Below are 26,134 nucleotides of genomic sequence, written 5' to 3'. Positions count from 1 at the left end.
GGCTCCACAAACGGCAATATATGTTGCAAGGCGGCAAGTCGCTGTTTAGCGTTGGCTCTTTTGAATTTCAGACCAGACACCTCATAGTCATAGCCGTCCTTGCGATGGCGTTTTCGATTGCAGTAATCATGAGGGCGATGCCGATAAAGTACGGCGCCTACCTCAACGAGTTTGACCCGTATTTCGACTACAGGGCCACGAAATACATCCTCGACAACGGCCTTGACGCCTACTGGCACTGGCACGACACCATGTCGTGGTATCCAGAAGGGCGCGACATCCCCGGCACATCGCAGTCAGGGCTGCATGTGACTGCGGCCATAATGTACTCGATGTTTGGAGGCGGCGGGTCGCTCCTTGATTTTACCATAATGTTTCCCGTCGTCATGGGCTCGCTTACGGTCATCGTCGTCTTTGCGCTTTTGCGCGTCCTTGGCGGTACTACCGCGGGGCTCTTTGCGGCGCTTCTCTTTGCACTAAGCCCGCCAATCATTCTCAGGGGCAACCTCGGCTGGTTCAAGTCAGAGCCACTCGGTCTGTTCTTCGGGCTCTTGGCGGCGTACCTGTTCATCTCGGCCATAAGGCACAAAGAGATCAAGTATGCGATACCAAAGGCGGTGCTCGGTGGGCTTCTCCTCGGCCTTGCAAACGCCTCTTGGGGAGGGATACAGTACTTTAGCATCCCGATAGCCCTGTTTTTCCTTGCGCTTCCGTTCTTCAAGCGCGACCTGACGATACCGATGTACGTCGCAGTCGCCTTTACGGTATTCACGCTGATAGCCGCTGCAGGATTCCCAAGGCCGGGAATGTCGTTCATCGCCGGCCTGCCGGGAGTCGCCATGATAGGGACCACCATCTTTCTCGTCGCGGCCAACTTTGTCGGCAAGATGAGCAAGGACAACGAGCGCGCAAGGCAGCGCAACATGGTCTTTTTGCTCATCGCGTTTGTGGCGGCAGGCATCGGCCTGGTGGTTTCAGGCTCGTACATCTCGCCCAGTTTCAGATACATCAATGCAATCTTCCCTGGCGTCTCGTCGCAGAACGCGCTGGTGGAATCGGTAGCGGAGCACCTGACTCCCACGATTGCGGACTATTTCACAGACTTTTCCATCCTGCTGATATTTGCTGGCTTTGGCGCGTGGATGGCTTTTCAGAGGCGCAACGACACGGCGGTGTTTGCGCTCATCATCGGCATCACAGGCGCGTACGTGAGCGCCACGTTTGCCCGCCTGCTGGTTTTTGCGTCGATAGGCGTCATAGTTCTTGCAAGCATCGGCCTCTACGAGATAACAAGGAGCATACTTGAGCACAGAGACGCGCACACGTCCGGCCCGCAAAAGGGCAAGCGCAAGGAAGCGGCCAAGCAGCCGATGGGCACCCCGGTCAAGATGGCGTACGTCGGCATCGTGATAGCGATGCTCCTCATCCCCGTGTTCTACCCGCCAAACTCCAACTGGGTGGCTGCCGTCGACGTGCCGACTGCCATCGGAAACGGCGGCACGGTGTTTCGGACCACGAGCACCGACTGGATAAACGCGACACAGTGGATCTCCGAGCACACCGAAAAGAACGCGGTCATCGCGTCGTGGTGGGACTATGGCTACTGGATAACCACGCTCGGCGAGCGCACCACCATTGCGGATGGCGCCACCTTCAACCAGACCCGCATCGAGACGATAGCCAAGATGTTCTCCGGCGACGAGCAGTCCGGCATAAAGATAGCGCACGACCTGAAGGCAGACTACCTCGTAGTCTATGTCGTCGGCCAGCACCAGTTTAACGGCAGGCCAGGAGGCGGTAACTCCACCGGCGCCGACGTCCCGGTGTTTACCCTCGGGCAGGGCGGAGAAGAGAGCAAAAAGAACTGGATAATCAGGATTGCAGGCTATGACACAGGCAGATACCTGGAAAGCGACGGCTTTACGCCCAAGAACGCGTTCTGGAACAACACGCTCCTTGGCAAGCTCATACCGTACGATCCACTCTCTTTTGCGTCGTTCACCTCGACCGGCCTTGCCAACATACAACCGACATACAAGCCCGGTCTGGTAGGGCTTTACTCAAAGCATGTAAAGTACCCCGCGGACGGCGACCCCAGCCTGCCGTTCCACCTGGTGTACGCGTCGCCAAGCTTTGAAAAAGACAGCAGCATCGTGACGGGCGTCCTCATATACAAGGTAAACAAGGACTATGTGCCACATCCCACGCATGACCCGTACACCCCGACCAGCGGGACGCTGGCAAACATGACGCCGGGCCCGCAGATAGCCGAGATAACTACCACGCAGGGCGTGATAAAGGCAGAGTTCTTCCCCAACGCTGCACCAAAGACGGTCCAGAACTTTATCGATCTTTCCAAAAACGGCTTTTACGACGGGACGGCCTTCCACAGGATTGTACCAGGCTTTGTGATACAGGGAGGCGACCCGCTGACCAAGAACGCGACTGCAGACAGGAACCAGTGGGGAACTGGCGGCCCAGGCTACAAGATAAACGCCGAGTTTACCGATATACCCCACAACAGAGGAATACTGTCGATGGCAAGGACGGCAAACGACCCCAACAGCGCCGGCTCGCAGTTCTTCATCGTGCTCAAGGACGACAATAACATAAGGCAAGTCCTTGACGGCCAGTACACTGCCTTTGGGCGCGTCATAGCGGGCATGGACGTGGTGGACAAGATAGCGAGCCTGCCGACGGTCGGCGGCAGCGATCAGAGCGTCAGCGACCACATCGCAAATCCTGACGACGCAAGGATACTGTCAGTGAAAATAGTGCCCCGCTAGAGCGCTTTCAAAAGGTCGTCGTGGATTATTCCGTTCGTGGCCACGATGTCCAGCTTGTCAAAGACAGGGAACGCCGGCTTGCTCCCGTCAAGGAGCGTCCACTTGCCACCGGCCTCCTCAAGAATCAGGCCGGCGGCTGCAATGTCCCACATGGACAGGTCGTTGTTTATCGTGCCGTCCAGCCGGCCGGAGGCGACGTACGCGACTTCCAGGCAGAGGCTGCCGAGCTTGTGGAAGCGCTTTATCTTTTTCAGTATGTTTGCGCTGATGCGCTCAAACCTGCCCTGGTCGAACTTTGTGTGGTTCACGTTCAGGTACAGCTCTTCAATGTTGCGCCTCTTTGTGACTGCAATCCTTTTGCCGTTCAAAAACGCGCCCTTGCCCAGGACTGCGGTAAACTCTTCGTTGTGGTTTGGGTCGACAAGGACGCCAGTCAGGGTCTGCGAGCCCTTGCAGAGTGCAATTGACGTGCAAAAGAACGGGATTCCGATGACAAAGCTTGCGGTGCCGTCAAGCGGATCTATGACGAAATAATATCCGTCTTTTTTCACGCCGGCGTTGATTTGCCTGTCCTGCTCCTCGGCTACGAATGGAATGTCTGGAAACTGCTTTTTCAGGTACGACATTATGAGTGCCTGCGACTCGCCGTCCACCCTTGTCACGAGCGAGCGGTCGTGCTTTACCGAAACGTCATAGGTTTCAGAATTGCCAAAATTGTCCTTCAGCAGTTTTGCGGCCTGCCTGCCGGCGGCAAGCGAGTGCCGCAGTGCGTCTTCTTTGAGCTCCAAGCGGTGCTTCTTGCTAGCCTGCGAGCCGTAATAATCGTTTCCGGCAGATTTAATACGGTTTTGCACGAGATTTCAGGCGTTGGCAATTTCAGAGGAGTTTGTCCGTGAACATCTTGACAGGTGGATCAGGGCATGGAACAGCCGCGACCTTGCCGCGGTCCTTGCCATGTATTCTGACGACATCGAGTTTGCAAGCCCCAAGATAAAGGCGATGATGCCGGAAAAAAGCGAGGGCAGGGTAAGGGGCAAGAAGGAACTTGAACAGTACTGGTCGCTTGCGCTGCAAAAGCTCCACGAACTGCATTTTACCCCGGTAGCCTTTGCGATAAACGGCGACCAGTGCTATTTCGAGTACAGCTCTTTGCTGAACGGCCAGAGGACGCTCGTGGTGGAAAAGTTCCAATTTTCAGGCAGCAGCGGCCTTGTAGTCAGGTCCAGCGCGTTTTACGGCGCGCAGGGCTAGCGGCCGGCCGCAGCAAGCGCAGCATAGATGAACGGCAAGAGCGTCGACGCCTCGCCGTGGATTGTAGTCTGCCTCGCCTTGGTCGTGACCTTGCCCCATGATATTGCTTCAGCCACGAGCGCGCCTGACAGGCTCCCGTCCCATTCCGGCGCCGTGGTGATGTAGACGGCATAGTCGAGGCCGCCGCGGTACTGGTTCCACCAGAGCGTGTGGTGCTTTGAAATCCCGCCCCCTATCATGAAGGCGCCGGATTTCTTGGCGTCAAACACCATGTCGGAAAGTTTCGTCTCGTCCTTTAGCAGGTTGAGCTTGAAATCCTTGTGCTGCTGGTTGAACAGCCATATCTGACTCCCGACTGCGCCGTCGACTATGCCCGGCACTATCACGGGTATCTTGTTCTTGTGAGCCCAGTAAAGGAAAGACGACTCGCCAAGTGTGCTACCGATATAATCGGTGATTTCGTAGGTCGACACGTCGCGGTGGCCTGCCTTGTACATGTCGTTCAGGCATTCCTGAACCTTTTCCTCAATGAGCGGGCCGTATGCAGTCATCGGCACGAGCACGTTTCCGAGGCGATGGACCTTCTTTTTCAAAAGGGTCATGTCGTCCATGCGAAAGTCGCCGGCGTAGTACTTGTCGTACGACCTTGCGATGTCGTGGTCCAGCGCGCCGCAGGTAGTGATGACGACGTCAAACATCCTGTTCTTCAGCATGTCCCGGACAATCCCGCGGGCGCCTGTCGACATCAGCGCGGCCACAAAGGACAGGAACTTGGTGCATTTTGGCTCCTCTATCATCCTTTTCAGGATGTCGACCCCGTCAGCGAGGTTGCGCGACTCAAAGCCACCCGAGCTTGCCATGCTCGCAAATATCGAGTTCACGTCAGAGTCTCTTGAAATAGCGTGATCCTTTACCGCGCTGTGCAACAGGTCGTTTGCCCCTTTTTTCTTGCCGGCCATAACAGCGCCGTACAGGGCGCGCTATAATAAAAATAATGTCCTGCAGGGAGTCGCTTTCGCCTAGCCTTTGCAAGAAACGCACGCGAACAGAATTTTTTAAATGCAGGTGCTTTTCTAACTAAAGGGTGCACGACGACCACAGCAGCCACGATCACCACGGCAGCGACCAGAGACACACGTTTTCCGGGCGCAAGATAGACCCGCCGACAGTTTCTCCAAACATGACCGTTCCTGATTTGATAAAGTTCTACGGCTCGACCGGCTACAACGCAAGAAGGCTTGCCGAGGCCGCCGAGATATTGCAGGACATGATAGACACCGGCTCTACCGTCTGCCTCACGCTTGCCGGCGCCATGACTCCGATAGGCATGGGCAAGACGATTTCGGAGATGATCGAGGCGGGGTTCATAGACTGGATAGTGGCTACTGGCGCAAACGTGTACCACGACTTGCACTTTGCGTACGGCCTGCCGGTAAAGCAGGGCCATTTCGATGTCGACGACGACGTGCTCTATGCAAAGCAGATCGTCCGCATCTACGACGTGTACATCAAGGAGCTAGAGACCTTGCAGGCGCAGGACCTTTTGGTCCAGAAGGACATCGCAGAGAGGTCGGCAGAGATACCCAAGAACGCGTCCACAGCAGACATTGCATACGCGCTGGGCAAAGCCGCAAAAGAGAACGCGAAATACCCTGACAAGTCGTTTCTGGTAAAGGCGTACGAGCACAAGGTGCCCGTCTACATGCCGGCGATAGGCGACTCGTCAATCGGCCTCAACATGCTCCCGCTTCTGCTTGAGGGCAGGGGCGTCTTCCCGAACACGATACTTGATGTCGCCGAGTCCGCGGCGATTCTGTGGAAGAGCAAGAAATCTGGCGGGCTGGAGCTTGGAGGCGGCGTGCCCAAGAACTTTTTCCAGCAGACGGGGCCGGCGCTGTATCAGATATTGAAGATAAAGGAGGGCGGCCAGGACTATTTGATCCAGATGACCGACGCAAGGCCGGACACTGGCGGACTTTCCGGCGCGACATTGCAGGAGGGCAAGAGCTGGGGCAAGATAAAGACGTCGCACCGAGGAAACGTCATCGTGTACGGCGACTCGTCCGTGTATTTCCCGCTGCTCTGCTCTTATGCGCTGTCGGTGTGCAAGCCGAGGAAGCAAAAAGAGATCTATTCCAAGAAGGACAAGTGGGTGCAGGAAATGAAAAAGATCTACTTTGCCAACAACAAGAAGGAAAAGAGTTCATGAGAACACTTCGTTCTTGACGACCCACCTTCCCCCTTTTGTCGACATCTCTAGCTGCCCCACCAGGTTGCCGTTTGAATAGACCTTGGCAAACTCGGAATTCGAGCCGAACATGGAAGAGAGGAGGTCCTTCTTTTCGTGGTAGCCGGATTCCAGGGTCTTTACGCCCAGTTTCCCGCTCACTCGCTTGATGATGTTGCGCGCTGCCGGCCAGTCGCCCTTCCACGAGATGAACTGGAAGTCGCCGAATTTTACCGTCGACATCGTGTGGCCCTCTTTCAGTTTTGCCTCAAAGTTGATCTTGTTCTTTTTTGCGTACTCGTTCATCCACGTTACTGCCTTTTCGCCCTTACCCTGCTCTACTGCAAAGCTGTCCGCGCCGGCCACAGGCCAACATCGCATCTGCAATTATTTAATCGATTGCAGGCATGCTGCGGCAAAAAATATTATAAACAAACCTGCCTGAGAGGGATATATCGTGCGGGCTTTTGTAGCAGTCGATGCCCCGGGCAGCGGTATAGCAGGACTCCAGCAGGAGATGATATCGTCATTGGGCTGGAGCCCGAAGGAGGTCAAGCCCGTGGAGCCAAATAATTTCCATTTTACGCTGATATTCCTTGGCGAGATAACAGGCCAGCAGGCTGAAAGGGTCAAGGAAAAGCTTGCGGGAGTAAAGTTTGAGCCGTTTCCCATCACGTACACGGGCGTGGGCGCGTTCCCAAAGGCGTCAAACGCAAGGGTAGTCTGGGTGGGCCTTGACCGCGACGGATCGCCAAAGCTCAGCGCGCTCGCAGAACAGGTTGTCGCAAAGGTCGCCGAAGCAGGCTTTGCTCCTGACAAGCCGTTCTCGCCTCATCTCACGATTTTCCGGGCCAAGAACAGGCACGTCGCAATCGACGTGGCAAAGTACGCGGGCAAGACCTTTGGGACAAGCGTCGTCGACAGCGTGCACCTGAAAAAGAGCGACCTTGCCCCTTCCGGGCCGACGTACTCGAACATTTATACCGTCAGCGCTTCAAAAGGGTCGGGAGCTTGACCGATACTATCATCCAGGGCGTCCTCGAAAAGGCGCTTGCGCTGTGCAACCCCACTGCCGCGGAGGAAAAAAAGATAACCGCGGTCGCAGAGGAGGCAAAGAGGCTCGTAGAACATAGCAGGACGCCTGAAGTAAAGGACGTCATATTTGGAGGCTCATTTGCCAAGGGCACGTGGCTCCGGGGCGACGCCGACATTGACATTTTCGTGAAAATCGATCCTTCCGTCAGCGAGGAGAGGTTCGAAAAGCTGGGAGTAGAAATTGGCAGTAACGCGCTAAAGAAATACGGACCGAAACTGCGCTATTCTGACCATCCGTACGTCGAGGCGATAGTCAGGGGCACCAGGATAAACATCGTTCCGTGCTACGACGTGCAAAAGGGCCAGTGGAAGAGCGCGGCAGACAGATCGCCTTTCCACACGCAGTACATCACAGAGACGCTGGATGCTGCCAGAAAAGAGCAGGTCAGGCTCTTGAAAAAGTTCTTGAAATCTGCCGGCATCTATGGCGCCGAGATATCCACCGGCGGCTTTTCCGGCTATGTCTCTGAAGTGCTAATAGCAAAATACGGCTTGCTAAAGGACGCGCTTGCCGCAGCCGCGGAATTCAAGCAGGGGCAGGTCATCTCAGTCGGCGACTATGACAAGGACGTCGCAAAGGGGTTTTCAAGCCCGCTTGTGATTATCGACCCCATCGACCCAAGGCGCAACCTCGGCACCGCGGTATCGCCAGAGAGCGCCGGCAGGCTCACGCTGGCTGCAAGGGCGTTTCTGCGCAGCCCTTCTGAAAAATTCTTTGCAAGACAAAAGCCCCGCGTGAACAAAAAGCTGTACAGAAACGTGCTGGTGGTAGAGTTTTCGCACAGGGAGCGCAGCCCGGACACGATATGGGGTCAGTTGAAGCGCAGCGCCAATTCTATTTCCAAGCAGCTAGAGATTGCCGGCTTTACGGTTTTCAGGACGGCTTGCAACACCGACGAGAAAAAGAGCGGAGCGTTTGCGTTCCTGCTCGAATCGCTCGAACTGCCAGAGTACACTATGCGCAAGGGCCCCGAGATAGCAAGGGCAAAGGACACGGAGAGTTTTGTCAAGGCTGCAAGGCCGCTTGCAATGTGGGCCGACAAGGAGATGAGGGTGTCAACGATAGTCGAGAGAAAGGCCACCGACGCAGGGCAGCTGGTCAAGGCGCTGCTGGACAGGCCGCCGGAGGCAAACGGGATAGCAAGGGACATGGTAACAGGCAGGGTCAAGGTTTATAGCGGAAGCGGGCAGAGAAGGCTTTCAGGTCTGGTGAAAGAGGCCGTTGACGAACTTGTCTCGACAGAGAGCCTCATTTTCTTCTTCAAGTGAGCTTGCCCTTGGCTCGCCCGAGCTTGCCAAGATACTGACCTATCCACGCGGAGACGATAAAGAGTACGCGGCGCGCCTTTTAGAGCTAAAATGCCTTGGCGTGACCGCGGTTTTTGCCGGGGGCAGGACGGTGATAGGAGGCACGAGCGTTGCCGGCAAGGGCTGCGTCGGGCTTGTGGTGAAGGCAAAGGTGCACGGAAAGACATGTGCGCTCAAGATAAGGAGGACGGACGCCAACAGGCCGACCATGCACGACGAGGTGAGATACCACAGTATCGCAAACGGCGCCGGCGTGGGCCCGGGGCTTGTCGACCATTCTGACAATTTCATGCTGATGGAGTTTGCAGAGGGCGCAACCATTGTAGAATGGGCGCAGAGCGAAACAATCGACGCAAGGCAGGCGTCTGCGGTCGTGAGGTCTGCCCTTGAGCAGTGCTACGCGCTTGACAGGGCGGGGCTTGACCACGGCGAGCTCTCTCATGTGGACAGGCACATCATAGTCGGTGATGCAAAAGTCGCGGTCATCGACTTTGAAAGCGCAAGCACGGAGCGCAAGGTGGCAAACGTCTCTGCCGCCGGCCAGTCGCTCCTCGTGTCCGGCGCAGTCGCAGGCGCGCTTGCAAAAATCCTGCATGTCGAAAAAGAAGCGGCGATAGGCGTACTCAAGAGATACAAGCGTGACCAGACGCGCGAAAATTTCGACGCTATACTGGCGCTTGTCTCATGATTAATGCAAGCTATACTTTTTAACCTAAACTGCGTAGCTGCGCCGTTGGCAGAGCCCGAAATCGACATACGCAAGCTGAAAAACGTGAACATGAAGGGCGGAATACTGGTCGACGGCTTTCCAAGCGTCGGCCTTGCAAACGCCATCGCGTCAGAGTGCCTGATACATTCGCTAAAGACAGAGTTTGTGGCAGTCATCGACTCGCCGGCGTTCCCACCCCTTTCGATAATCAAAAACGCCATGCCCAACTTTCCGGCCCGGGTGTACGCAAACGAGGAGCTAAAGCTGGCGATTTTCGTGACGGAATTGAACCTCGACTCTACAATGTTCCGGCCCGTAGCCAACATGATGATAGACTGGGCCCTTGACAGCAACTGCGATCTTATCATCAGCGCGGCAGGCATCCCGTACGAGGAAGGCGAGGACGCTAAAGAAAGCCCGCCGGTGTTTGCGGTCGGGAGCACGCCGTCCGCCCTCAAAAGGGCGGCAGAGGCCGGCATACCGCCTGTTCTCAACGGCTCTGTCTCGGGCATACCGGCGATACTTCTCAATGAGGGCACATGGCGCAACTATGACGTGCTCGTGCTTCTGGTAAAGGTGATGCGCGACATGCCCGACTTTAGGGCCGGAGCCGCAGTTGCAGAAGCTCTTGCCAAGCTTGCGCCGGGCGCCTCGTGCGACGTACCAGCGCTGCTAAAGGAGGCAGAGACGATGGAAAAGACTCTGAAAAGGATACGCAGCGAGCAGCACGCGACGGTCCCAAAGGAAGAAGCATTCTACGGCTGATGGAATGATGATAACAACAACTGGCAGGGATGCGGTCTTGCATCTGTCTAGCGCCGACGAGCGCCTGGGCAAAATAATCACGACAGTTGGAAGCTATACTATTGAAACCGGCGGCGACCCGTTTCGGTCGCTCGTGAGTTCCATAATGTACCAGCAGCTTGCCGGCGCCGCTGCTGACGCCATCCACGCGCGGTTTTTGAAACTGTACGACGGCAGGTTCCCCTCGCCGGCGATACTTGCCGCGACTCCCGACGCACAGCTGCGCGCAGTCGGCCTTTCTGTCAGAAAAGCAGAATACATGAAAGGGCTTGCCGCAGTAGTGGCCGCAGGCGCGCTGGACCTTGCGTCGCTTGCAGCGATGGAAGACGAGCAGGTCGTTCAGCAGTTGACCACGGTCAGGGGCATTGGCAGGTGGACTGCAGAGATGTTTTTGATCTTTTGCCTAGGCAGGCCCGACGTGCTTCCTGTCGGCGACCTTGGCTTACAGAGGGCAGTTCAAAAGGCGTACAGCCTGCGCAAATTGCCGGCGCAGGAAAGGATTGTAAAGATTGCCAGACCGTGGCGGCCCTATAGAAGCGTCGCCACGTGGTATCTGTGGAGGTCGCTTGAAGAAAAATTCTTCAAGACGGTGGACTGATCTTCATTTCCTGCGCGAGCGCCTTTACCGTGTTGACGTCAAGGTCCAGCTGCTCGGCCACGAGGTCCTCAGAGATGCCGGATTCAAGCAGGTTGCGCAGCGCCTCCTTCTTTTCCTCGTTGACGACGTTTGCAGGCGGGTAGAGCGACAGTTCTTCCTCGACTGACTTGACGTACTCTTGCACCTTTGGCGTCAGCTCTTCAAGGTTGACGTCGGCCTCTGTCGATAACACCAGTATGTGGTCCTTGACTGGTATACTGATGAGCCTCACGGTGTCATAGTTGTAGACGACGGAGCGCAGGTTGCCGAGCTCCTTTGAGAATATCTTGCGCAGGTCGATGATGTAGGCCGACTGCGACAGGCTTATCTCGCTGCTCCTGTCCGAAAGGCGGGCCGGAACGCCCTCCCTTCTGGCGCTGGCATAAAGATGGCCAGATTTTTCTACTACTCCGGCAAAGCGGATCTTGGCGTTTAGTGCGAGGACGTTCTTGGAAAACTGCTCGGCTCTCATATTTTATATTTTTAGAATGTAGGACGGAATATTAGGTTTATTGATGAAAAGAGGGAAAAAGAGGGAAAAAAGGAAGGCGTTACGCCTTTTGCGGGACTTCCTTTATCCTGCCGCGGCCGGTCTTTCTCGGCGCGATGTTGCCGACCTTGCGTCCTGGCGGCGTGTTCCTCGACACCGACGACTGGCGGCCGATGTGCTGGTGCCTTCCACCGCCGTGCGGGTGGTAGACGGCTGCCTGCGCAATGCCCCTCACCGTCGGGTACAGCCTGCCGTGGGCCTGCATGTACTTTGCCCTGCTGCCCGCCTTCAGGAATGGCTTTTCCTTCCTGCCTGCGCCTGCGATGGTTCCAACCATCGCCCTGCATTTTGCGTTCAGGGTCAGGAACTTGCCTGATGGGAACTTTATCGTGACTCCCTCCGTGCCGTGTGCAAAGACAATGGCGCCCGAGCCGGCGGCCTTTATCAGCTTGCCGCCGTCGCCTACGTTCTTTTCAATGTTGCACACGAGCGTGCCGTCCGGGACGGATTCGAGGGCGAGGATGTTGCCCTTGCTTGCCGGCGAGCCCTGTCCGACCTGGATTGTGCTCCCGACTATGGTACCCTCTGGTGCCGGGACGTACGAATAGCGGCCGTCGTCAAAGGATACCTTTGCCAGCGGCGCGTCGCGCCCCCTCTCGTGAACAATGTCAACTACCGTGCCCTTGTGATTCTCTTCTAGCTTGAAATTGGGATACTTTGCCGGCGCTATCTTGCCGACAATGATCGCGCGGAACTGCTTGCCTCCGCGCCCGCGCCTGCGTACGAGTGTTCTCTTGCCCATTTAACAGCTCAGGAACAAGCCCTCCGATAGGTGATTTTAAGCTTGCTCTACTGCATCTTCTGCTGCTGTTGTTGTTGCTGCTGGGAGGCAAAGAACTCTTCTGCGGCCTTTTTCATTGCCTTTGGCGAGAGGTCCTGCTTGTGAGTCGCAAGCCACCACTTGTGCCCGTACGGGTCCGTTACCATGCCTGCCCTGTCGCCCCAGAACTGGTCCATAACAGGCATTACCACGCTGGCTCCCTCCTTTACCGCCTGATCAAAGACCTTGTCGGCGTTTTTGACGTAGACGTACAGGCTTATCGGTGAGCCGTTGAGGGACAATGGCGAGGGGTTGCCCATCTGGAGGTTCTCTTCTCCCATCATGATGTGCGAGTCGCCTATCATAATGTCAGCGTGCATCAACTTGCCGTCGGGGCCGGGCATACGGGACTTTTCCTTGGCGCCAAATGCCTTTTTGTAGAATTCGATGGCCTGGGCGGCGTCGCGCACCGCAATGCCAGGGGTGACAGCATGGTGTCCTTTTGGAACCGGAGAGACTTTCTTTGAAGAGGAGGCTTTCTTTTTCTGGCTTGATTTCTTTTTAGCCACGCCCCTGAAAAGCTTGCGATTTAATTAAGGCTTGCGCAAATAGATGGCGTATATTGCCGCCGTTCTCAAGCGCCGCTGCCAATTATTCCCGTATCCACAAAAAATATATGATTTAAGACGGCCATTTCATGACGTAGAGAGATAATGAGCAGGTCTAGGGTGGCTACTGCTGCCAACTCCAAGCAAAAGGGCATCTCGCCTCCGAAGCCCAACCCACGGTGGGGTAGGGAGGAAGAGACAGAGTTTTTCGCAAAAAAGGTCAAGCTTTTCAGACAAGGGAAGATTAGCGAGGACGATTTCCGCCGTTTCAGGCTGCAACACGGCGCCTACGGGTCGCGCCTGCACGCCGATTACAGCATGGTAAGGATAAAGGTGCCGTCAGGCGAGATGACCGCCGACCAGGTTGAAAAGATAGCAAGCTTGTCTGAGGCGTTCTCGATAGGCTCGGCGCACGTCTCGACCCGGCAGAACATACAGCTGCACTGGGTGCAATTGGAAGATGTAAGTGAGGTGATGCGCGGCCTCGTCGAGGCAGGTCTGACCACGAGGGAGGCTTGCGGCAACACGGTCAGAAACGTCATGTGCAGCCACTTTGCAGGGGTCTGCCCGGACGAGGCGTTTGACGCCACCCCGTACTCTATGGCGATTGCGAGGTTCTTTCTGAGAAACCCGATGTGCCAGAACCTTCCACGCAAGTTCAAGATCAACTTTGGTTGCTGCGAAAAGCACGGCCTGGTAAAGGTGGCTGACATTGGCCTCGTTCCAGCGGTAAGGGAGGGAGAAAACGGCGCGAAGGTCAGAGGGTTCAGGATATACCTGGGCGGAGGGCTTGGTGCCGCGTCGTTCATCGGCCACCCGCTTGAAGATTTCACCCCGGAAGACCGCGTCCTTGCCACGTGCATGGCGACAGTCAGGCTGTTTGACAGGCACGGAAACCGCGAGAACATGGCCAGAAATAGGATGCGCTACTTGGTGCACGAGACGGGCTGGGAGAAATTCCAGAAAATGGTATTGAAAGAGAGGACAGCGGTAGAGATGACCACGTCGCTTGCCACGGCCTCTACGTATAATGTCAAGTCACAGGAGGACAACAGGCAGTTGCCAAAGGCGACCGGCATGACAAGGCTGCCGATGTTTGACAAGGTGACAAAGGACGGCCCGGCGTACGAGCGCTGGCTGCACTCCAACACCGCGCCGCAAAAGCAGGAAGGATACTTTACCGTGTTTGTGACGCTTGGCGCCGGCGACATCACCGCAAGCCAGCTGCGCGTCCTTGCGTCTGCGATACGCGACTTTTCCGCAGAGGGCGCGGCGAGAAACACACCCCAGCAGAACTTTGCGGTGCGCTACGTCCGCGGCGCGGACCTGCGCGACTTTTACGACAGGCTTGCGACAGCGGGACTTGCAAACCCGGGCGCACTCACGATTGCATCCTCGGTCGGCTGCTCTGGCACGACTTCGTGCAACCTTGCAATCACCAACTCGCACAGGCTGGCAAAGGAGGTCCAGCGCAAGTTCCTGGAGCGTGGGCTTGACACCGACGACGACCTGCGCGACGCCACGATAAAGATAAGCGGCTGCCCCAACTCGTGCGGCCAGCACGAAATAGCCACTGTCGGCTTTTTTGGCGGCGCGTCAAGAATTGGAAATGCCATGTCGCCCACCTACACGATGCTGTTTGGAGGAAGTGCAGGCGAACAGGGCGAGCTTGGCAGGGCCGTCATGCGCGTGCCGGCAAAGCGCGTCATTGACGTGATACTAAAGATGATAGAGATGTACAGGACAGAGCGCGGGCAAGGCGAGACGTTTCACCAGTGGGTCGTAAAGGTGGTAAAGGGCCAAGGCACAGGAACGGTCAAGAATCTGGAGGACGTAAAGAACGCGCTCGTGCCCGTCATCCAGCTCCCTTCAGCCGAGCAGGATCCGGACGCCTATCGCGATTATGGCAGCGACGCCAAGTTCACTGCCAAGACCGCAAGGGGAGAATGCGCGGCTTGAAAAGAGCCGCGGCAAAGGCCAGAGTAAAGTCCAAGCCAAAGTCCAAGGTTGTAAAAAAGGTCAAGCCTGTTTCAGTAGTAACAGCAACAAAAAAGCAGGAATTTGTGCAGCTGCCCATAGTGTGCGACGCTGACACGCTGCGCACTCTTGTGCGCAAAAAAACCGTGCGCGTGGTCGACGTCCGCAAAGCAGACGACTATGCCGCCGGCCACATCCCGACCGCGGTTTCTCTCCCGCTTGCACGCCTTTTAGAGGACGACAAGCCCGAGCGCGTAATTCAGCTGCTTGAGGAATTTGGCATAACAGAAAAGATGCCCGTTGTGATATACGACGACACGTTTGGCGCGCTTGCCGCCAGGGTCGCCTGGACGTTCCAGTACATTGGCCACACAAACACCGCGCTTTTGGAGATGACTTTTAGGCAGTGGAAGGAGCTCGGCCTTGAAACTGAAACAAAGGCAAACAACAGCTATCCCCGCTCAAAGCATCCTCTTTCCATAAACAAGGACATTTACGCGGACGCGCAGTACGTCGAGGCCGCGCAATCGCAAGAGGGCAAGCTGCTGGTCGATTCGCGCGAGCGCCTGAACTTTCTGACGGAGCACATCCCTACCGCAAGGAACATCCCCTACACGATGCTCGGCACAAACGGCAACATCCTGAGAAAGGCAGACGAATTAAAGCGCATGATAGAAAACCGCGGCATCGCGCCGGATTCTGAGATAATCACCTACTGCGGGAGCGTAGGAACACTGTCCGGCCTTGCGTACTATGCGCTAAAGCTTGCCGGCTACAACAACGTGAAACTGTACCCCAAGTCGTTCAAGGAGTGGAAGTCGCTTGGCAAGCCCAAGGACGAGTTCAAGGAAGCCAACTACTGGGATCTTTCGGCGGAATAGTCATAAACCCGCGGGCTGGCACATATCATCACTCGTTTGCCAAACAAGAGATTGATTGTCTGCCTCACAGGGATGCCGGGTGCCGGCAAGTCCACCGTGGCGTCGTACCTGAAGGAAAAAGGATTCTCTGTAATCACGATGGGCGACGCGGTGCGTGAGGAGGCCAAGAGGCAAAAGCTAGAGCCTACGGACGCGAACCTGGGTAGCATGATGCTGAAATTGAGGCAGGACCTCGGCCCGGGAGCAGTGGCGCACCTGATACTTAACAAGCTTCAAAGGGACGGCAACAAGAACAACCTAGTGATAGATGGAATACGGAGCATCCCCGAAGTCGAGGTACTGAAAAAGATAGGAGAGGTCAGGCTTCTTGCGATACACGCATCGCAAGACACGCGCTTTAAGCACCTGACAGAGAGGGGCAGGTCCGACGCGCCGACAAACCAGGACGAGTTTTCAGGCCGCGACAAGCGGGAGCTGTCGGTTGGGATAAGCGAGGCAATCGCGCTTGCCGACGAGACTCTGTCGAACAACGAGATAACAATCGACGAGCTGAAAGAGAAGGCGTACGGGATAGTGAAGGTGTGGCTTGAGGAGGCGTCGAGATGAGGAAACCCCGCGTGTCGTCGCCGATAGAGGTAAAGGTCGAGGCGGCAGTGAACCCGTCCGAGGACCCGCAGAAGGTAATCGGCGCTATTGAGAACATCATTGAAAGGTGCTCGCCCGAGTTCCGCTACGGAAGCCGCGTCATCGGCAGGGCGGCCGGAAGCGAGTCATTGTCGATAATATATGAGCAGGTGCGCTCCAGATCCGCGATGGGCGTGCTGAGGAGGATGCTGATTGACAACCGCGCCGGCACTGGCACGTGGTTTCTGCTCAACAAGCAGGCAGCTACTGCCGGGATAGCGGCGGTAATCGAGGACGAGCAGGAATCGCCCCTTGGGCCCATCCGCGTCACGATAAACTGCGAGGAGCTTGACGCCCTGACGGACTGGCTGGTACCCGAGAGCTAGCAGTGGAAAAACTCTTTTACCCCCATCCCCGTACCGCCCTTATGGAAGCATACTGCGTGAAGTGCAAAGCCAAGCGCGAAATGAAGGACCCAAAAAAGATTACAATGAAGAACGGCAAGCCGGCCACCCAGGGCATATGCCCCAAGTGCGGCACCAAGATGTTCAAGATAGGCGGATAGACGCGCCTCTCTTCTTTCTCTTTACACGCTTTTTTATTTTTTTTCTAAGGTATAATAGCCGATTGCGCGTGACTGTATACGCGTTTGATAAATATAAAGAGCCTCGCCAAGCGCTACGGCAACCTTGTGGCCGTAGACAACCTGACGCTTGACATCGAGGAGAACGAGATATTCGGGCTCCTCGGCTCAAATGGCGCTGGCAAGACTACCACCATCCACATGCTTGCAACTTTGTTAAAGCCCACGTCGGGCACCGCCACCGTCAACGGCTATGACATCGTGAGGCAGCCGGCCAAGGTGCGCGAAAGCATCGGAATCGTGTTCCAGGCTCCAAGCAGCGACGACATGCTGACGGGCCATGAAAACTTGTACGTCCATTCGCTTCTATACAGCGTGCCTCGCGACATCAGGAAAAAGAGAATAGACGAGGTGCTGGAGCTGGTCGGCCTGCTCGACAGAAAGAACGACAGGGTAAAGACGTACTCTGGAGGCATGAGGCGCCGGCTGGAAATAGCCCGCGGGCTGTTGCACAAGCCCCGCGTGATGTTCCTCGACGAGCCCACGCTCGGGCTTGACCCGGCAAGCAGGGAGACGATGTGGAAGTACGTGCGCAGGCTGGTAGAGGAGGAGAAGGTGACAATCATCCTCACCACGCACTACATGGAGGAAGCCGACATGCTGTGTGACAGAATAGGGGTTATCGACAAGGGCAAGATAGTCGCGCTGGACACGCCGGCGAGATTGAAGGCGGCCCTTGGAGGCGACGTCATCAAGATAAAGACGAGGACAAAGGGCGCGGACGCAATCGCAAGCAAGCTTGACTTTGTGCAAAAGGCCGAGTTCGTCGACGGCCTGCTGGTGCTGTCGGTCAGAGATGCCAAGCGCAGCCTGCCGATATTATTGCAGAACATCGAGGCAGAGCAGGCCGAGTTTTCAAGCCCGACCCTGAACGACGTGTTCATACATCTGACCGGCAGAAACATCAAGGAACAGGCGGAAGGCGGGTTCATGGAGAGGTACGCCCAGTATGATGATTGAAGATGTGCAGTCGCACCTTGCAAAAGTGTACGCGATATGGCTGCGCGAGTTCAAGGTGTTTTTGCGCGAAAAAAGCCGGCTCGTCGCATCCACGTTTACGCCAATCCTGTGGCTTTTTGTCATCGGCTCCGGGATAGGATCTGCCGCTACGGTCAGCACCGCGCCGGGCCTCGACTACCAGCAGTTTATTTTTCCGGGGATTGTCAGCATGTCCATAATATTCACCTCCGTGTTTTACGGCTCGTATATAATCTGGGACCGCAAGTTCGACTTTTTAAAGAGCGTGATGGTGGCGCCGGTGAGCAGGGGCGCGGTGTTTGTCGGCAAGACGCTCGGCGGCATGACAAACTCGCTCGTGCAGGCGCTCATACTGCTTGCAATAGGCGCCGCAATCGGGATACCGCTGACGCCGCTTTCGGTTGTGCAGGCAGTGGCGGTCATACTGCTCATGTCGTTTGGCCTCACCTCGCTTGGGCTTGCGCTTGGAAGCTACATGTACAGCCTAGAAGGGTTCCAGATGATTGTCAGTTTCGTCGTCTTCCCGCTGTTCTTTCTGTCCGGCGCGCTCTTTCCGCTCCACAACCTGCCGGCGTGGCTGTCGGTGCTCACCGCCATCGATCCTGCGACGTATGGCGTGAGCGCGATGCGCGGGACGATGCTAGGCATAGGAGCAGAAGGCGCGGCGTTCAACTTTGCGATGCTGACCGCGTACACAGGCGCGCTAGGGCTCTTTGGCATCTACTCTTTCAAGCGCATGAAAGCGGTGTAGGTTTAATAGAGGTAGACTAGCGTGACACCCAAGGGGGCCATAGTCTAGCTTGGCAGGATGTCAGCCCGGGGCGCTGGAGGTCGTGGGTTCGAATCCCACTGGCCCCATGAAATTTTATAATATGTACAATATTACTTGATATTAAACAGATATTCAGCCACATTTAAGCTCGTTTTTTATAAAATTTCTATACTCATTTTAGATGGGCAATCCATGGATCTGGCCCCAGGGAAAACGGTCATTATTGGTCACCGGATGGGACGTTGACTTGAGAATCTCGCTCACAAGAATAGGCATTTCCTAGAGCACGGCGACATGCCGTAAACGAAAAATCGATAGAATGTAGGATCCACAATCTTGAGGATTTCTTTGCTTGCATCCAAATCGATTAGTTCCTTGACAACGCTCTTACGATGTATATGACGACTGTATTTCCTATTTACGCGTCGTCTAAAATTGTGTGGAGATGTAGATTTTGATTTCATTATGATAGTTTTACAAACGAAAAGATGAAGGTCTTGTCATTTGAAATGCCACTTTTAGCGACTAGCAAAAAAGAGGGATAGAATTAAAATACAAATAGAGACCATACCTGACCATAGCTGGGCCTGTTTTGGTTCTCATAACAATGAAAAGCTAGGGCAGTCCTAGCTATACGAATTACGCTAACGGAGCCGTTGTCAGGAAGAAGCCTATAATGTCAAGAGAAATCATTGTAAAATCGAGCTGAAAAATCTGACCGGTTCCAACTCGAGTATTGGGAAATGGATAAAACTCGCGAGGCGGAATTGATTGGCCAACGATAGATAGTCAAAGGACAGTCAGATAGAAGTCAGATGGAGGTCAAACGACCGTCAAATATTAGTCAAAACAGTCAGGTCAGTCAGAAAAGATCTACACGGAACAGACTGACATAAGCAAGGCAGGAAGGAAGAGGATGTATAATTCTGCCAGTTACGAGAATGATCTTGATGGGAAAAAAACCATTACAACGTCAAGCTGATATCAATTGGCAACTGGCCACACTGCAGAAGATCCGGCAGATACACATACCTGCGACCTATTATTCGTCGTCCTGCACTATGGACCGTGAAAAATCAAGGAAGTTGCGCACCCAACCAGCGTATTCGGCGTACCCCTTCTCCGTCCTTGAATAATAGGTAGCATTTGGGGTTTTTATCGACTTTACAAGCCCTCTCTTTTCAAGTGTATCCATTATCTTGGAAATCCTGTCCGGTCGCTGACGCTTTATGCTTGGCAGCTTTGATATGATGTGATACTTTGTCACAGGCATATTCTCCGGGTTTGTACACAAATACTCTAGAATAGAGAGCATGGTATACTCCGATGAGAATCGCTTCCTTTCAGACAACAAGGCTCATGTTCAAATCCAATTTCTTTTCTCGTGTCCCGTGTGCATTCTAGCTCCTTTGTTTTCTCTTCCTAGCCAGCAGGTTTGTTACCTGCAGTGGTTTCTGGTTCATCATCATTTTCTTCTTCTCCTTCTGAACCAGTGTCTCTATTGTATGGCACCTCAATTACTATGATTGATTGCTGCGACTGGTTGTTTTTCAAAACTTGCTTTGGCATCGCATTAACTGCCGCTTTCATCGCTTCAGGGCTTGCTTTTCTGCATAGCAAGAGTGCCATGCCGACAGAGTGCCCTGTTGTTTTTGAATAGCTGCGAAGGTCATCTGAAAAAGAGCGGACTGTCTGTCCGTCAATAAGGCCGTCTGCTATCTTTACAATTACCGAGCCGTAGTCTCTCAACAAGCCCTTCAAACTCTGCTCTCCTCCAAGATCCTTCTCTGGATCTACATGGTCTTCATCTATGAGAACGTCAAATCTTGAAGCAATTCTGTTTATTTTTACGTCAAAGAACTCGTCAGGAGAAGACCTGTCTTGCTTCGCTCCCGCTTCTGCAGACGACGAAGCCGCCAAAGGCGACGCCTCTAGGTATCTTTCAAGCGGCTCGGCTAACTGCTCAACGCTTTCTGATATCGCCTGTATGACAGCATTTTTGTCCAATGCTGACAGCGTTATGTTCAGGCTGTTTTTGATGGCATTTTCCTCAAATGTATTGGCCCACCTATCCAAAGTCTTTCTTGTCTTGAGCAAAGAGCGAAGGACATGCACCATTGCGGCAAGTACTCCGAATGAAACAATTGTAATAAACAGGTCAAGCGAATCTCCTGGGAAGATCTTGGTAACCGATTCTACCTCAAAAGTATCAATCAAGGACATTGCGGCCAAGGCAATAATCGCAGCAATAACTACAGTGGTGCTTGTTTCTGCAGAGCGGAGAAGCCTTGCAGACAAGCGTGTATACATTGTGCTAATGCTTGGAAGATGATACCGACGGCCTTCGCCAATGTCGTCGCTTCCGCTTTGACTTCTATCACTGTCTACTTCTTTAGTGTCATCGTATTCGTCGTTATCATTTTTGTGAAGGTCCATGTGTGCAACACCGAAGCATTTCTTTATTCTATGGATATATGTCGGCATATAACTAAGTTATCGGCCATCGCAACTGTGTTTTTCCAGTCTTCAAATACAAAAATCGGTAAATAACAACTCGATGGAGAAAAATGAAGTTGTCCTAAAGTACGCAGTAGCTGCTCTCATGATTTCTACGGCCGCGATTTATTTTGCAGTGGCGGTGCAGGAATCAACCGAACTGGGGCAGGTAGAGGAAAAAACAGAAAACGAAATTGTTGGAACTGGTGGACAAGCAGCGGCAGTAGCAGCCGGCAATAACGACATCAATGGCAACAATAATGCTGCAGGTGTTGCTGCCGTAGATGAAAATCCTTCGTCCGTGCTTGCAGAAACGGTCTTTTTCGCGACAGTCGGCGCGGCATATGTTGGAGTAGCGGGATGGATGCTAGTAGATCTGTCCAAAGCTGCAAAACCCAGAAGAATAGTCGACGCCAGCAGGCAAAATGCGCCTAACGGCAACATACACCAAAAGACCAAAGTGCCATACGTCATTGCAATCGGAGGTTCTTCAGCGCTAATAGTATTGTACCTAATCTCTAGGACAGTCGCACTGCCATTTGTAGGACTGCAAGAGGATGTAGGAACAATAGACCTGGTGAGTAAAGTCCTCCAGGCAGGTATCATAGGAGTCGGCGCATCTCTTCTCCTTGAATTGCGCAAGAGCCGAATGCGGGGGCAGCTGGTAAGATGACCGAGTCGACATTAGTGCAATACATACGGGTGATTGCAGGAGAGGCAAGAACGCAGTGAAAATCCAATCATCATCACCGCGGATGGCAGCCACCTTAACACTTTTGACGCTAATAGTAGCGTCAATAGTCGCGCTAACCACTACTTCCTCGGGCACACCACAACTGCAGGCATCTCTTTTCATTACACAAAACGCCTACGGAGAGCACGAAGAGGCGGCTAGTCCTAATTCAGTCAATTTTCACAGAAATACCCCCGATTCGAATGAACAACTGGAAGAAGAGCAAATTCTAGTCGCGCCGACGAGCGAACAGCAACAAATGAGTCAATCACAAGGCGCCGTCAGCGATAAAAATGATGATAGCAGAGTCCCCGAGGGTCGTGCCGAGAGGAGTAGTGGGAGAGGTGACGAAAACAATACACTAGCAGCAAGCATCGGAAATATCGTACTTTATGGAACTATTGCCACAATCATTGGCGTCGTTGGTTATACTGCATTGCGGCTAATCAAAGTCAAACAAAGAAGATCAGCAATTCTCAAGAATAGTGGCAGCCGCAATAATGGTAGTCCTGCCGTCGGCGGGAGTGGAAGTGGATAGTAAGTAGCATGTCTGCCAAGATTTTTGATTTCAATAGTGCGCAGTCTGAAGTACCTATACAGAATCAAACGGGTCGGAAAATCTGGAATGAGAGGAAAAACAGCGAAGGAGGAGCAGTAATCGCTTCACAGAACAAGCAGAATCTTAAACTACATTCAAACCAGCACTTTCAGCAACTTAGGCGGCTGCGAAGCGCGATAACCCACCCTCGTGTTCAGCATCAACCACTACCCTTGCGTTGTTTCTCATTGCAAGGAATGGCAAAGATGGCAGCAATACTCGTACTGTCTATTGCAATAGCTGTCGTTGCATTAATTCCTGCAAATTCTTCCATATGGGCAGAAGACGGTCAGGGTGGTAACGAAAGAGCAATTGGCAGTGCTAACGGAGGAGCGCGGGGAGTGGCAAAATCACTTGGATGGGTAGCCATTGGTGCAGGACTGATAGCCAATATTCCTTTCATTGCTTATGCGAGGATCAGAAAGGTTTCGGTCGTCTCCCTTGGCGGCGGGCACGAAATAACCCGCGGCCTTGCAATACGACATCCAACTATGCTTAACCTTCACATGGGTATCAATGCCGTAGGATTTGTAGCAGGAATTGCACACGGAGTACTTCTCATACGTGGTCTGGATGCAATTTCGCTTGCATTGGCAATTACAATGACGGTGCTCGTAGCAAGTGGTATAGTATTGAGGTTTGCACGGATGAAGAGTGGCAATAGCAGCACAAGGAACTACGCGAGAATCTTCCATACTCAGTTGATCCTCTCCGGATTACTCGTCTTGCTGGTCATCCTCCACCTATTCTCCGTAGGAGTGTTTGAATGAGTTAATTCTTGTCAAACACTCGAGTGTCATGATGCTACGGGCATACGACAGTGACAGACAACATAAGTCAGTCCTACTAGCTTGCAGCTTCTTTCGTCTTGAAGCGGTGCCCTTGGGACAAAATCGAAATGATGATGGGCGAGCTGGCCTTGACCCTTGCAAGGCAAAGATAACCACCATCCAATGTCAGTGGCTGGACAGCAGAGCTGGCAAGGTCGCTCAGGCCCTCCAAAGCTCACATATTCATACCGTTTACATTACTAAAATAATTCCTCAAGATATTTCCCGTGCTGAAAGGTCCATTATCATTAGGTGGAAATAAAACGAAAATGACACAGACGCTGCAGGACCATAAGAACTAGAAGTCCCAAAAGCTTATTTTGTCTGCATACAAGAAAATACATTACACTAGGTGGCTTGGTTGTCCAACGAGTATATTCACGTTAAAGATATCATGATGGACAAGGAACTTTATCGAACATTAACCCAATTAAAATATCGCAATGGAAGAGATGAAGCTTCTATTTCCAGCCTGGTAAATGATATGCTCAAAGAATACCTGCATACATATGTCCTTTCCAAGACGATGGGGCATATACTAGTATCAAGGGATATCCATAAAACAGCAATAGACTCGATGACAGAGGAGCAGATCAAAGAAGCGTCTAATATCGATGCAATTCGGTACAAAGAAGGAGCAATAATTGACCATGGGAAACCCTCACTTGCATCGTATCTGAAATTGATTAAAGCATTTGCAAAGGCAAATAAATTTGATATCGAGCTTAGCAAGAACCCAGATAACGGTAGTCAGGTCTTGGTTATGAGCTTCCATATGGGTGAAAAGTTTACGAAACTCAAGGGTGGCACGTATACGCAATTGTTAGAAGAGTTTGCAGAAATTGACAGGAGGGAAATAACCGGCTCGACTGTCTATTTCGAGTTCAAGGCAAGGAAGGAAGTGGTCCAAAAAACGAAATAGCGACTAGCGCGACCGTTCACATCGATAAGAAGCCACGTAGAGGCGCGCATTAGCACGATTTATTGGAACCGATTATCGCACTTGAAGATCTAGGTTTCTGTGCAATGCAGTGCATTCTCCGTTCTTAAATAAAATAATACATCTGTCATTCTCGATATGTTAAGCACTGCAATACATAGAATCCTCGTTCCCATAGACGGCTCAGAAAATGCCTACCGTGCGGCTTCTTTTGCAATAGATCTAGCCAAGAGATACAGCGCCGAACTGGTGGTCATCCATGCTATGGAACTGAATCAAAGCCTCTCATACCTCGGCGTTTATGGAATGCCAACCCCGCAAAATATCAACGAAATCATAGAGGCTGCAGGAAAGAAAGCTTCTGCTTGGTTTGACCGCATCAGAAAGGAGGCAGATGGCATGGGAGTCAATATTTGGAGCGAGATTGTCGAAGGCCCATTCTCACTGGTTGGCGAGATTGTAAACTATGCAGAGAATAACCACATCGACCTCATAGTGACTGGCAGTAGAGGCCGCACCGGATTCAAGAAAGTGTTGCTTGGCAGCGTTGCATCAGGTATAGTGACCTATGCCCACTGTCCTGTGCTGGTGATAAAATAGAGCCCAGATTCGGGACAGGGTTGTTGGAAGACAGAATGCTATTCCTTAACACTACCTTACCAGACGTATTCGATATCCACAAGATTAAGAACAATCAGAAGTGACCCCAAGGCGCATGTCTTCTGGATCTATTGATTATGCGCTTCTTTCTGTAAACGCAGGCATAATCGGCGCAATTTTCATTTTTTTCTCTATTGCATCACAAGCTACGGCATCAACTGTCTTTGAGATAAACAGGGAGCAATGCGCGTACGGATTTGACCTAAAGGCTGGCGAATCGCAGATAGCAGTGGGCATGGCAGGAGGAATCATAATCGTGCCCTTTGCTGTCTCTTCAATACTGGTGCTTTTCAAGACAAGACGACTTGCCCTTATAGCAAGCGCCGCAGGTTTTGCGCTAATAGTAATTTCGGCGCTTATAACACTTGTATCCCTTTCCTGCAGGTTGCCGACAAGCTTCATTACTACTGTAGTGGTCTTACCGACTGCAGTCACTGTCGGCCTTGTCGTGGTGTTGATAGGAAAGCGGTGGATGCAGGAAAAGCCGTGAACTATGACAAAGTCCCCATGTGGTCAATATCTTTTAAAAGAGCAATCTCTCAGTGCACAGATGCCTTTCGAAGCCTAACGAGAAGCACGTTATTCGTCATCTGAACCTCGGGCTTGGCATAATTGATTCTAGACGATACTTCCTCAAAGAGTCGACTCAAGTAATATGACCATTTTTCACCCATGTTGTGCTGAATTACAAAGATGTGATTATCACGATCAATTGTGTGGTAATATTGAAACCCAGACATCCGTATCCACCTTTCTATTAGTTCGAGAACGGATTGTTCTGTCAGCTTCTTAGTCATGATCATCATGGTTTCACCGGCAAGATGGTGCTCCGCCCTTTGTGCCAGGGAATCTATCTGTTCCTTTGTCAGCAATTCAAATATGCTTTTGATTAGTGCCTTTCTTTTTGGCATGAAACCAGCTTCCGTGGCATTTGTATGCCATTCTACATGAGCACTTGCGAGCTGATTTAGTAGGGCGTTAAGGCTGATCTGTTTTTTCTGGCTTCAATTCTGAGTTGGTTTAACAATTTCTTGTCAAACCTGATTGTGACCGCTTCTGTAAAGCTATTCAAGTGTAAAGGCCTCCGTTTGAGGTCTTTTATGCATAGGAAGAAATTTGAGACGGTGACAGTTGCAGCATCCTTTTGTCCATCTCCAAGGTATGGAACTTTGACTCGAAGCGAACCTTGCTATCGAGTGAGCATCACCTCACTAACCTCCTGCTGACCTTCCCCATGGGATATCACGCCCCTAACTTCGGGCTCATT

31 protein-coding genes and 1 tRNA gene are annotated in these 26,134 nt (G+C 53.0%); 22 read left to right on the top strand and 10 right to left on the bottom strand.

Going from position 1 to position 26,134, the window contains the following annotated elements:
- Positions 1-20: 20 nt before the first annotated feature.
- Entirely contained in the window at positions 21-2,786 is a 2,766-nt protein-coding gene (locus tag ACYOR7_RS00685; RefSeq protein WP_479912837.1) for a peptidylprolyl isomerase, read from the top strand.
- Here the strand turns inward: ACYOR7_RS00685 and ACYOR7_RS00680 are convergent.
- Positions 2,783-3,640, bottom strand: a complete 858-nt coding sequence (locus tag ACYOR7_RS00680; RefSeq protein WP_479912836.1) for an inositol monophosphatase family protein — start codon at positions 3,638-3,640, stop codon at positions 2,783-2,785. The two genes, ACYOR7_RS00685 and ACYOR7_RS00680, sit on opposite strands and share 4 nt — an antisense overlap.
- Positions 3,641-3,653: 13 nt before the next feature.
- Here ACYOR7_RS00680 and ACYOR7_RS00675 point away from each other — a divergent pair, with 13 nt between their 5' ends.
- Positions 3,654-4,037, top strand: coding sequence for a nuclear transport factor 2 family protein (locus ACYOR7_RS00675; RefSeq protein WP_294805921.1), 384 nt, complete (start codon positions 3,654-3,656; stop codon positions 4,035-4,037).
- Here ACYOR7_RS00675 and ACYOR7_RS00670 read toward each other — a convergent pair.
- The gene (locus ACYOR7_RS00670) at positions 4,034-4,996 is read right to left on the bottom strand and encodes a deoxyhypusine synthase (protein WP_294805922.1); all 963 of its coding nucleotides are present in this window, start codon (positions 4,994-4,996) and stop codon (positions 4,034-4,036) included. The genes ACYOR7_RS00675 and ACYOR7_RS00670 overlap by 4 nt on opposite strands.
- Before the next feature lie 125 nt (positions 4,997-5,121).
- Here ACYOR7_RS00670 and ACYOR7_RS00665 point away from each other — a divergent pair, with 125 nt between their 5' ends.
- Positions 5,122-6,246, top strand: a complete 1,125-nt coding sequence (locus ACYOR7_RS00665; RefSeq protein WP_294805929.1) for a homospermidine biosynthesis protein — start codon at positions 5,122-5,124, stop codon at positions 6,244-6,246.
- Here ACYOR7_RS00665 and ACYOR7_RS00660 read toward each other — a convergent pair.
- Complete coding sequence (locus tag ACYOR7_RS00660; RefSeq protein ID WP_294805930.1) at positions 6,241-6,630, bottom strand: hypothetical protein; 390 nt, start codon at positions 6,628-6,630, stop codon at positions 6,241-6,243. The two genes, ACYOR7_RS00665 and ACYOR7_RS00660, sit on opposite strands and share 6 nt — an antisense overlap.
- 91 nt (positions 6,631-6,721) lie before the next feature.
- On the opposite strand from ACYOR7_RS00660, the gene thpR reads away from it, so the two are divergent.
- The 5 genes from thpR to ACYOR7_RS00635 are packed head-to-tail and all read left to right on the top strand — an operon-like array spanning position 6,722 to position 10,778.
- The gene (gene thpR / locus ACYOR7_RS00655; RefSeq protein ID WP_479912835.1) at positions 6,722-7,279 is read left to right on the top strand and encodes an RNA 2',3'-cyclic phosphodiesterase; all 558 of its coding nucleotides are present in this window, start codon (positions 6,722-6,724) and stop codon (positions 7,277-7,279) included.
- On the top strand, positions 7,276-8,628 hold the full coding sequence (gene cca / locus ACYOR7_RS00650) for a CCA tRNA nucleotidyltransferase (RefSeq protein WP_479912834.1): 1,353 nt from the start codon (positions 7,276-7,278) through the stop codon (positions 8,626-8,628). The genes thpR and cca overlap by 4 nt, the downstream gene beginning before the upstream one ends.
- Positions 8,591-9,355 (top strand): serine/threonine protein kinase, encoded by a 765-nt coding sequence (locus ACYOR7_RS00645; RefSeq protein WP_479912833.1) that lies wholly within the window; start codon positions 8,591-8,593, stop codon positions 9,353-9,355. The genes cca and ACYOR7_RS00645 overlap by 38 nt, the downstream gene beginning before the upstream one ends.
- Before the next feature lie 45 nt (positions 9,356-9,400).
- On the top strand, positions 9,401-10,141 hold the full coding sequence (locus tag ACYOR7_RS00640) for a proteasome assembly chaperone family protein (RefSeq protein ID WP_294805936.1): 741 nt from the start codon (positions 9,401-9,403) through the stop codon (positions 10,139-10,141).
- A 37-nt stretch (positions 10,142-10,178) separates the two neighbouring features.
- The gene (locus ACYOR7_RS00635; protein WP_479912832.1) at positions 10,179-10,778 is read left to right on the top strand and encodes a DNA-3-methyladenine glycosylase family protein; all 600 of its coding nucleotides are present in this window, start codon (positions 10,179-10,181) and stop codon (positions 10,776-10,778) included.
- Here ACYOR7_RS00635 and ACYOR7_RS00630 read toward each other — a convergent pair.
- The 3 genes from ACYOR7_RS00630 to ACYOR7_RS00620 all read right to left on the bottom strand — a co-directional run bounded on the left by ACYOR7_RS00630 (position 10,762) and on the right by ACYOR7_RS00620 (position 12,696).
- The gene (locus tag ACYOR7_RS00630; protein ID WP_294805940.1) at positions 10,762-11,289 is read right to left on the bottom strand and encodes a DUF6659 family protein; all 528 of its coding nucleotides are present in this window, start codon (positions 11,287-11,289) and stop codon (positions 10,762-10,764) included. The two genes, ACYOR7_RS00635 and ACYOR7_RS00630, sit on opposite strands and share 17 nt — an antisense overlap.
- A gap of 79 nt (positions 11,290-11,368) precedes the next feature.
- Positions 11,369-12,109 (bottom strand): 50S ribosomal protein L2, encoded by a 741-nt coding sequence (locus ACYOR7_RS00625; protein WP_294805942.1) that lies wholly within the window; start codon positions 12,107-12,109, stop codon positions 11,369-11,371.
- Positions 12,110-12,156: 47 nt separating this feature from the next.
- A complete protein-coding gene (locus ACYOR7_RS00620) occupies positions 12,157-12,696 on the bottom strand; it encodes a VOC family protein (RefSeq protein WP_294805944.1) in 540 nt (179 codons plus the stop codon).
- Between the two features lie 144 nt (positions 12,697-12,840).
- Between ACYOR7_RS00620 and ACYOR7_RS00615 the strand changes: the two genes are divergently transcribed.
- From ACYOR7_RS00615 to ACYOR7_RS00580, 8 genes are all read left to right on the top strand, one after another.
- The gene (locus ACYOR7_RS00615) at positions 12,841-14,694 is read left to right on the top strand and encodes a nitrite/sulfite reductase (RefSeq protein ID WP_479912831.1); all 1,854 of its coding nucleotides are present in this window, start codon (positions 12,841-12,843) and stop codon (positions 14,692-14,694) included.
- Positions 14,695-14,798: 104 nt separating this feature from the next.
- On the top strand, positions 14,799-15,593 hold the full coding sequence (locus ACYOR7_RS00610) for a sulfurtransferase (protein WP_479914436.1): 795 nt from the start codon (positions 14,799-14,801) through the stop codon (positions 15,591-15,593).
- 36 nt (positions 15,594-15,629) lie between these two features.
- The gene (locus ACYOR7_RS00605) at positions 15,630-16,199 is read left to right on the top strand and encodes an AAA family ATPase (protein ID WP_479912830.1); all 570 of its coding nucleotides are present in this window, start codon (positions 15,630-15,632) and stop codon (positions 16,197-16,199) included.
- A complete protein-coding gene (locus ACYOR7_RS00600; protein WP_294808581.1) occupies positions 16,196-16,603 on the top strand; it encodes an RNA-binding domain-containing protein in 408 nt (135 codons plus the stop codon). Before ACYOR7_RS00605 ends, ACYOR7_RS00600 begins: the two co-directional genes overlap by 4 nt.
- Before the next feature lie 41 nt (positions 16,604-16,644).
- On the top strand, positions 16,645-16,782 hold the full coding sequence (locus tag ACYOR7_RS00595) for a DUF5679 domain-containing protein (RefSeq protein ID WP_226987284.1): 138 nt from the start codon (positions 16,645-16,647) through the stop codon (positions 16,780-16,782).
- Between the two features lie 84 nt (positions 16,783-16,866).
- On the top strand, positions 16,867-17,820 hold the full coding sequence (locus ACYOR7_RS00590; RefSeq protein ID WP_479912829.1) for an ATP-binding cassette domain-containing protein: 954 nt from the start codon (positions 16,867-16,869) through the stop codon (positions 17,818-17,820).
- Positions 17,810-18,589, top strand: a complete 780-nt coding sequence (locus tag ACYOR7_RS00585) for an ABC transporter permease (RefSeq protein ID WP_479912828.1) — start codon at positions 17,810-17,812, stop codon at positions 18,587-18,589. The genes ACYOR7_RS00590 and ACYOR7_RS00585 overlap by 11 nt, the downstream gene beginning before the upstream one ends.
- A gap of 33 nt (positions 18,590-18,622) precedes the next feature.
- Positions 18,623-18,696 (top strand) — tRNA-Pro (locus tag ACYOR7_RS00580).
- Positions 18,697-19,652: 956 nt separating this feature from the next.
- On the opposite strand, the gene ACYOR7_RS00575 is transcribed toward ACYOR7_RS00580, so the two are convergent.
- Together ACYOR7_RS00575 and ACYOR7_RS00570 are read right to left on the bottom strand one after the other, a co-directional pair.
- Positions 19,653-19,877: a hypothetical protein gene (locus ACYOR7_RS00575; protein WP_479912827.1), complete on the bottom strand. Its 225-nt coding sequence runs from the start codon at positions 19,875-19,877 to the stop codon at positions 19,653-19,655.
- Between the two features lie 155 nt (positions 19,878-20,032).
- Positions 20,033-21,046: a hypothetical protein gene (locus tag ACYOR7_RS00570; protein WP_479912826.1), complete on the bottom strand. Its 1,014-nt coding sequence runs from the start codon at positions 21,044-21,046 to the stop codon at positions 20,033-20,035.
- A gap of 121 nt (positions 21,047-21,167) precedes the next feature.
- Here ACYOR7_RS00570 and ACYOR7_RS00565 point away from each other — a divergent pair, with 121 nt between their 5' ends.
- The 3 genes from ACYOR7_RS00565 (at position 21,168) to ACYOR7_RS00555 (ending at position 23,207) form a co-directional block, all read left to right on the top strand.
- A complete protein-coding gene (locus ACYOR7_RS00565) occupies positions 21,168-21,779 on the top strand; it encodes a hypothetical protein (protein WP_479912825.1) in 612 nt (203 codons plus the stop codon).
- A 55-nt stretch (positions 21,780-21,834) separates the two neighbouring features.
- Complete coding sequence (locus ACYOR7_RS00560) at positions 21,835-22,377, top strand: hypothetical protein (protein WP_479912824.1); 543 nt, start codon at positions 21,835-21,837, stop codon at positions 22,375-22,377.
- Between the two features lie 266 nt (positions 22,378-22,643).
- Positions 22,644-23,207 carry a hypothetical protein gene (locus ACYOR7_RS00555; RefSeq protein WP_479912823.1) on the top strand — a complete coding sequence of 188 codons (564 nt, stop codon included), beginning with the start codon at positions 22,644-22,646 and terminating at the stop codon, positions 23,205-23,207.
- A gap of 76 nt (positions 23,208-23,283) precedes the next feature.
- Here ACYOR7_RS00555 and ACYOR7_RS00550 read toward each other — a convergent pair whose 3' ends face one another.
- Positions 23,284-23,439 (bottom strand): hypothetical protein, encoded by a 156-nt coding sequence (locus tag ACYOR7_RS00550; protein WP_479912822.1) that lies wholly within the window; start codon positions 23,437-23,439, stop codon positions 23,284-23,286.
- 189 nt (positions 23,440-23,628) lie between these two features.
- On the opposite strand from ACYOR7_RS00550, the gene ACYOR7_RS00545 reads away from it, so the two are divergent.
- From ACYOR7_RS00545 to ACYOR7_RS00535, 3 genes are all read left to right on the top strand, one after another.
- A complete protein-coding gene (locus ACYOR7_RS00545) occupies positions 23,629-24,189 on the top strand; it encodes a hypothetical protein (RefSeq protein WP_479912821.1) in 561 nt (186 codons plus the stop codon).
- A gap of 156 nt (positions 24,190-24,345) precedes the next feature.
- On the top strand, positions 24,346-24,807 hold the full coding sequence (locus tag ACYOR7_RS00540) for a universal stress protein (RefSeq protein ID WP_479912820.1): 462 nt from the start codon (positions 24,346-24,348) through the stop codon (positions 24,805-24,807).
- A 115-nt stretch (positions 24,808-24,922) separates the two neighbouring features.
- On the top strand, positions 24,923-25,357 hold the full coding sequence (locus ACYOR7_RS00535) for a hypothetical protein (RefSeq protein ID WP_479912819.1): 435 nt from the start codon (positions 24,923-24,925) through the stop codon (positions 25,355-25,357).
- A 49-nt stretch (positions 25,358-25,406) separates the two neighbouring features.
- Here the strand turns inward: ACYOR7_RS00535 and ACYOR7_RS00530 are convergent, their stop codons facing one another.
- A complete protein-coding gene (locus ACYOR7_RS00530) occupies positions 25,407-25,778 on the bottom strand; it encodes a hypothetical protein (protein ID WP_479912818.1) in 372 nt (123 codons plus the stop codon).
- Positions 25,779-26,134: the final 356 nt, after the last annotated feature.

The organism is Candidatus Nitrososphaera sp. 86-2 (assembly GCF_056726185.1).
The sequence above is the reverse complement of the archived record's forward strand: the minus strand, read 5'-3'. Positions and strand labels throughout refer to the sequence as shown.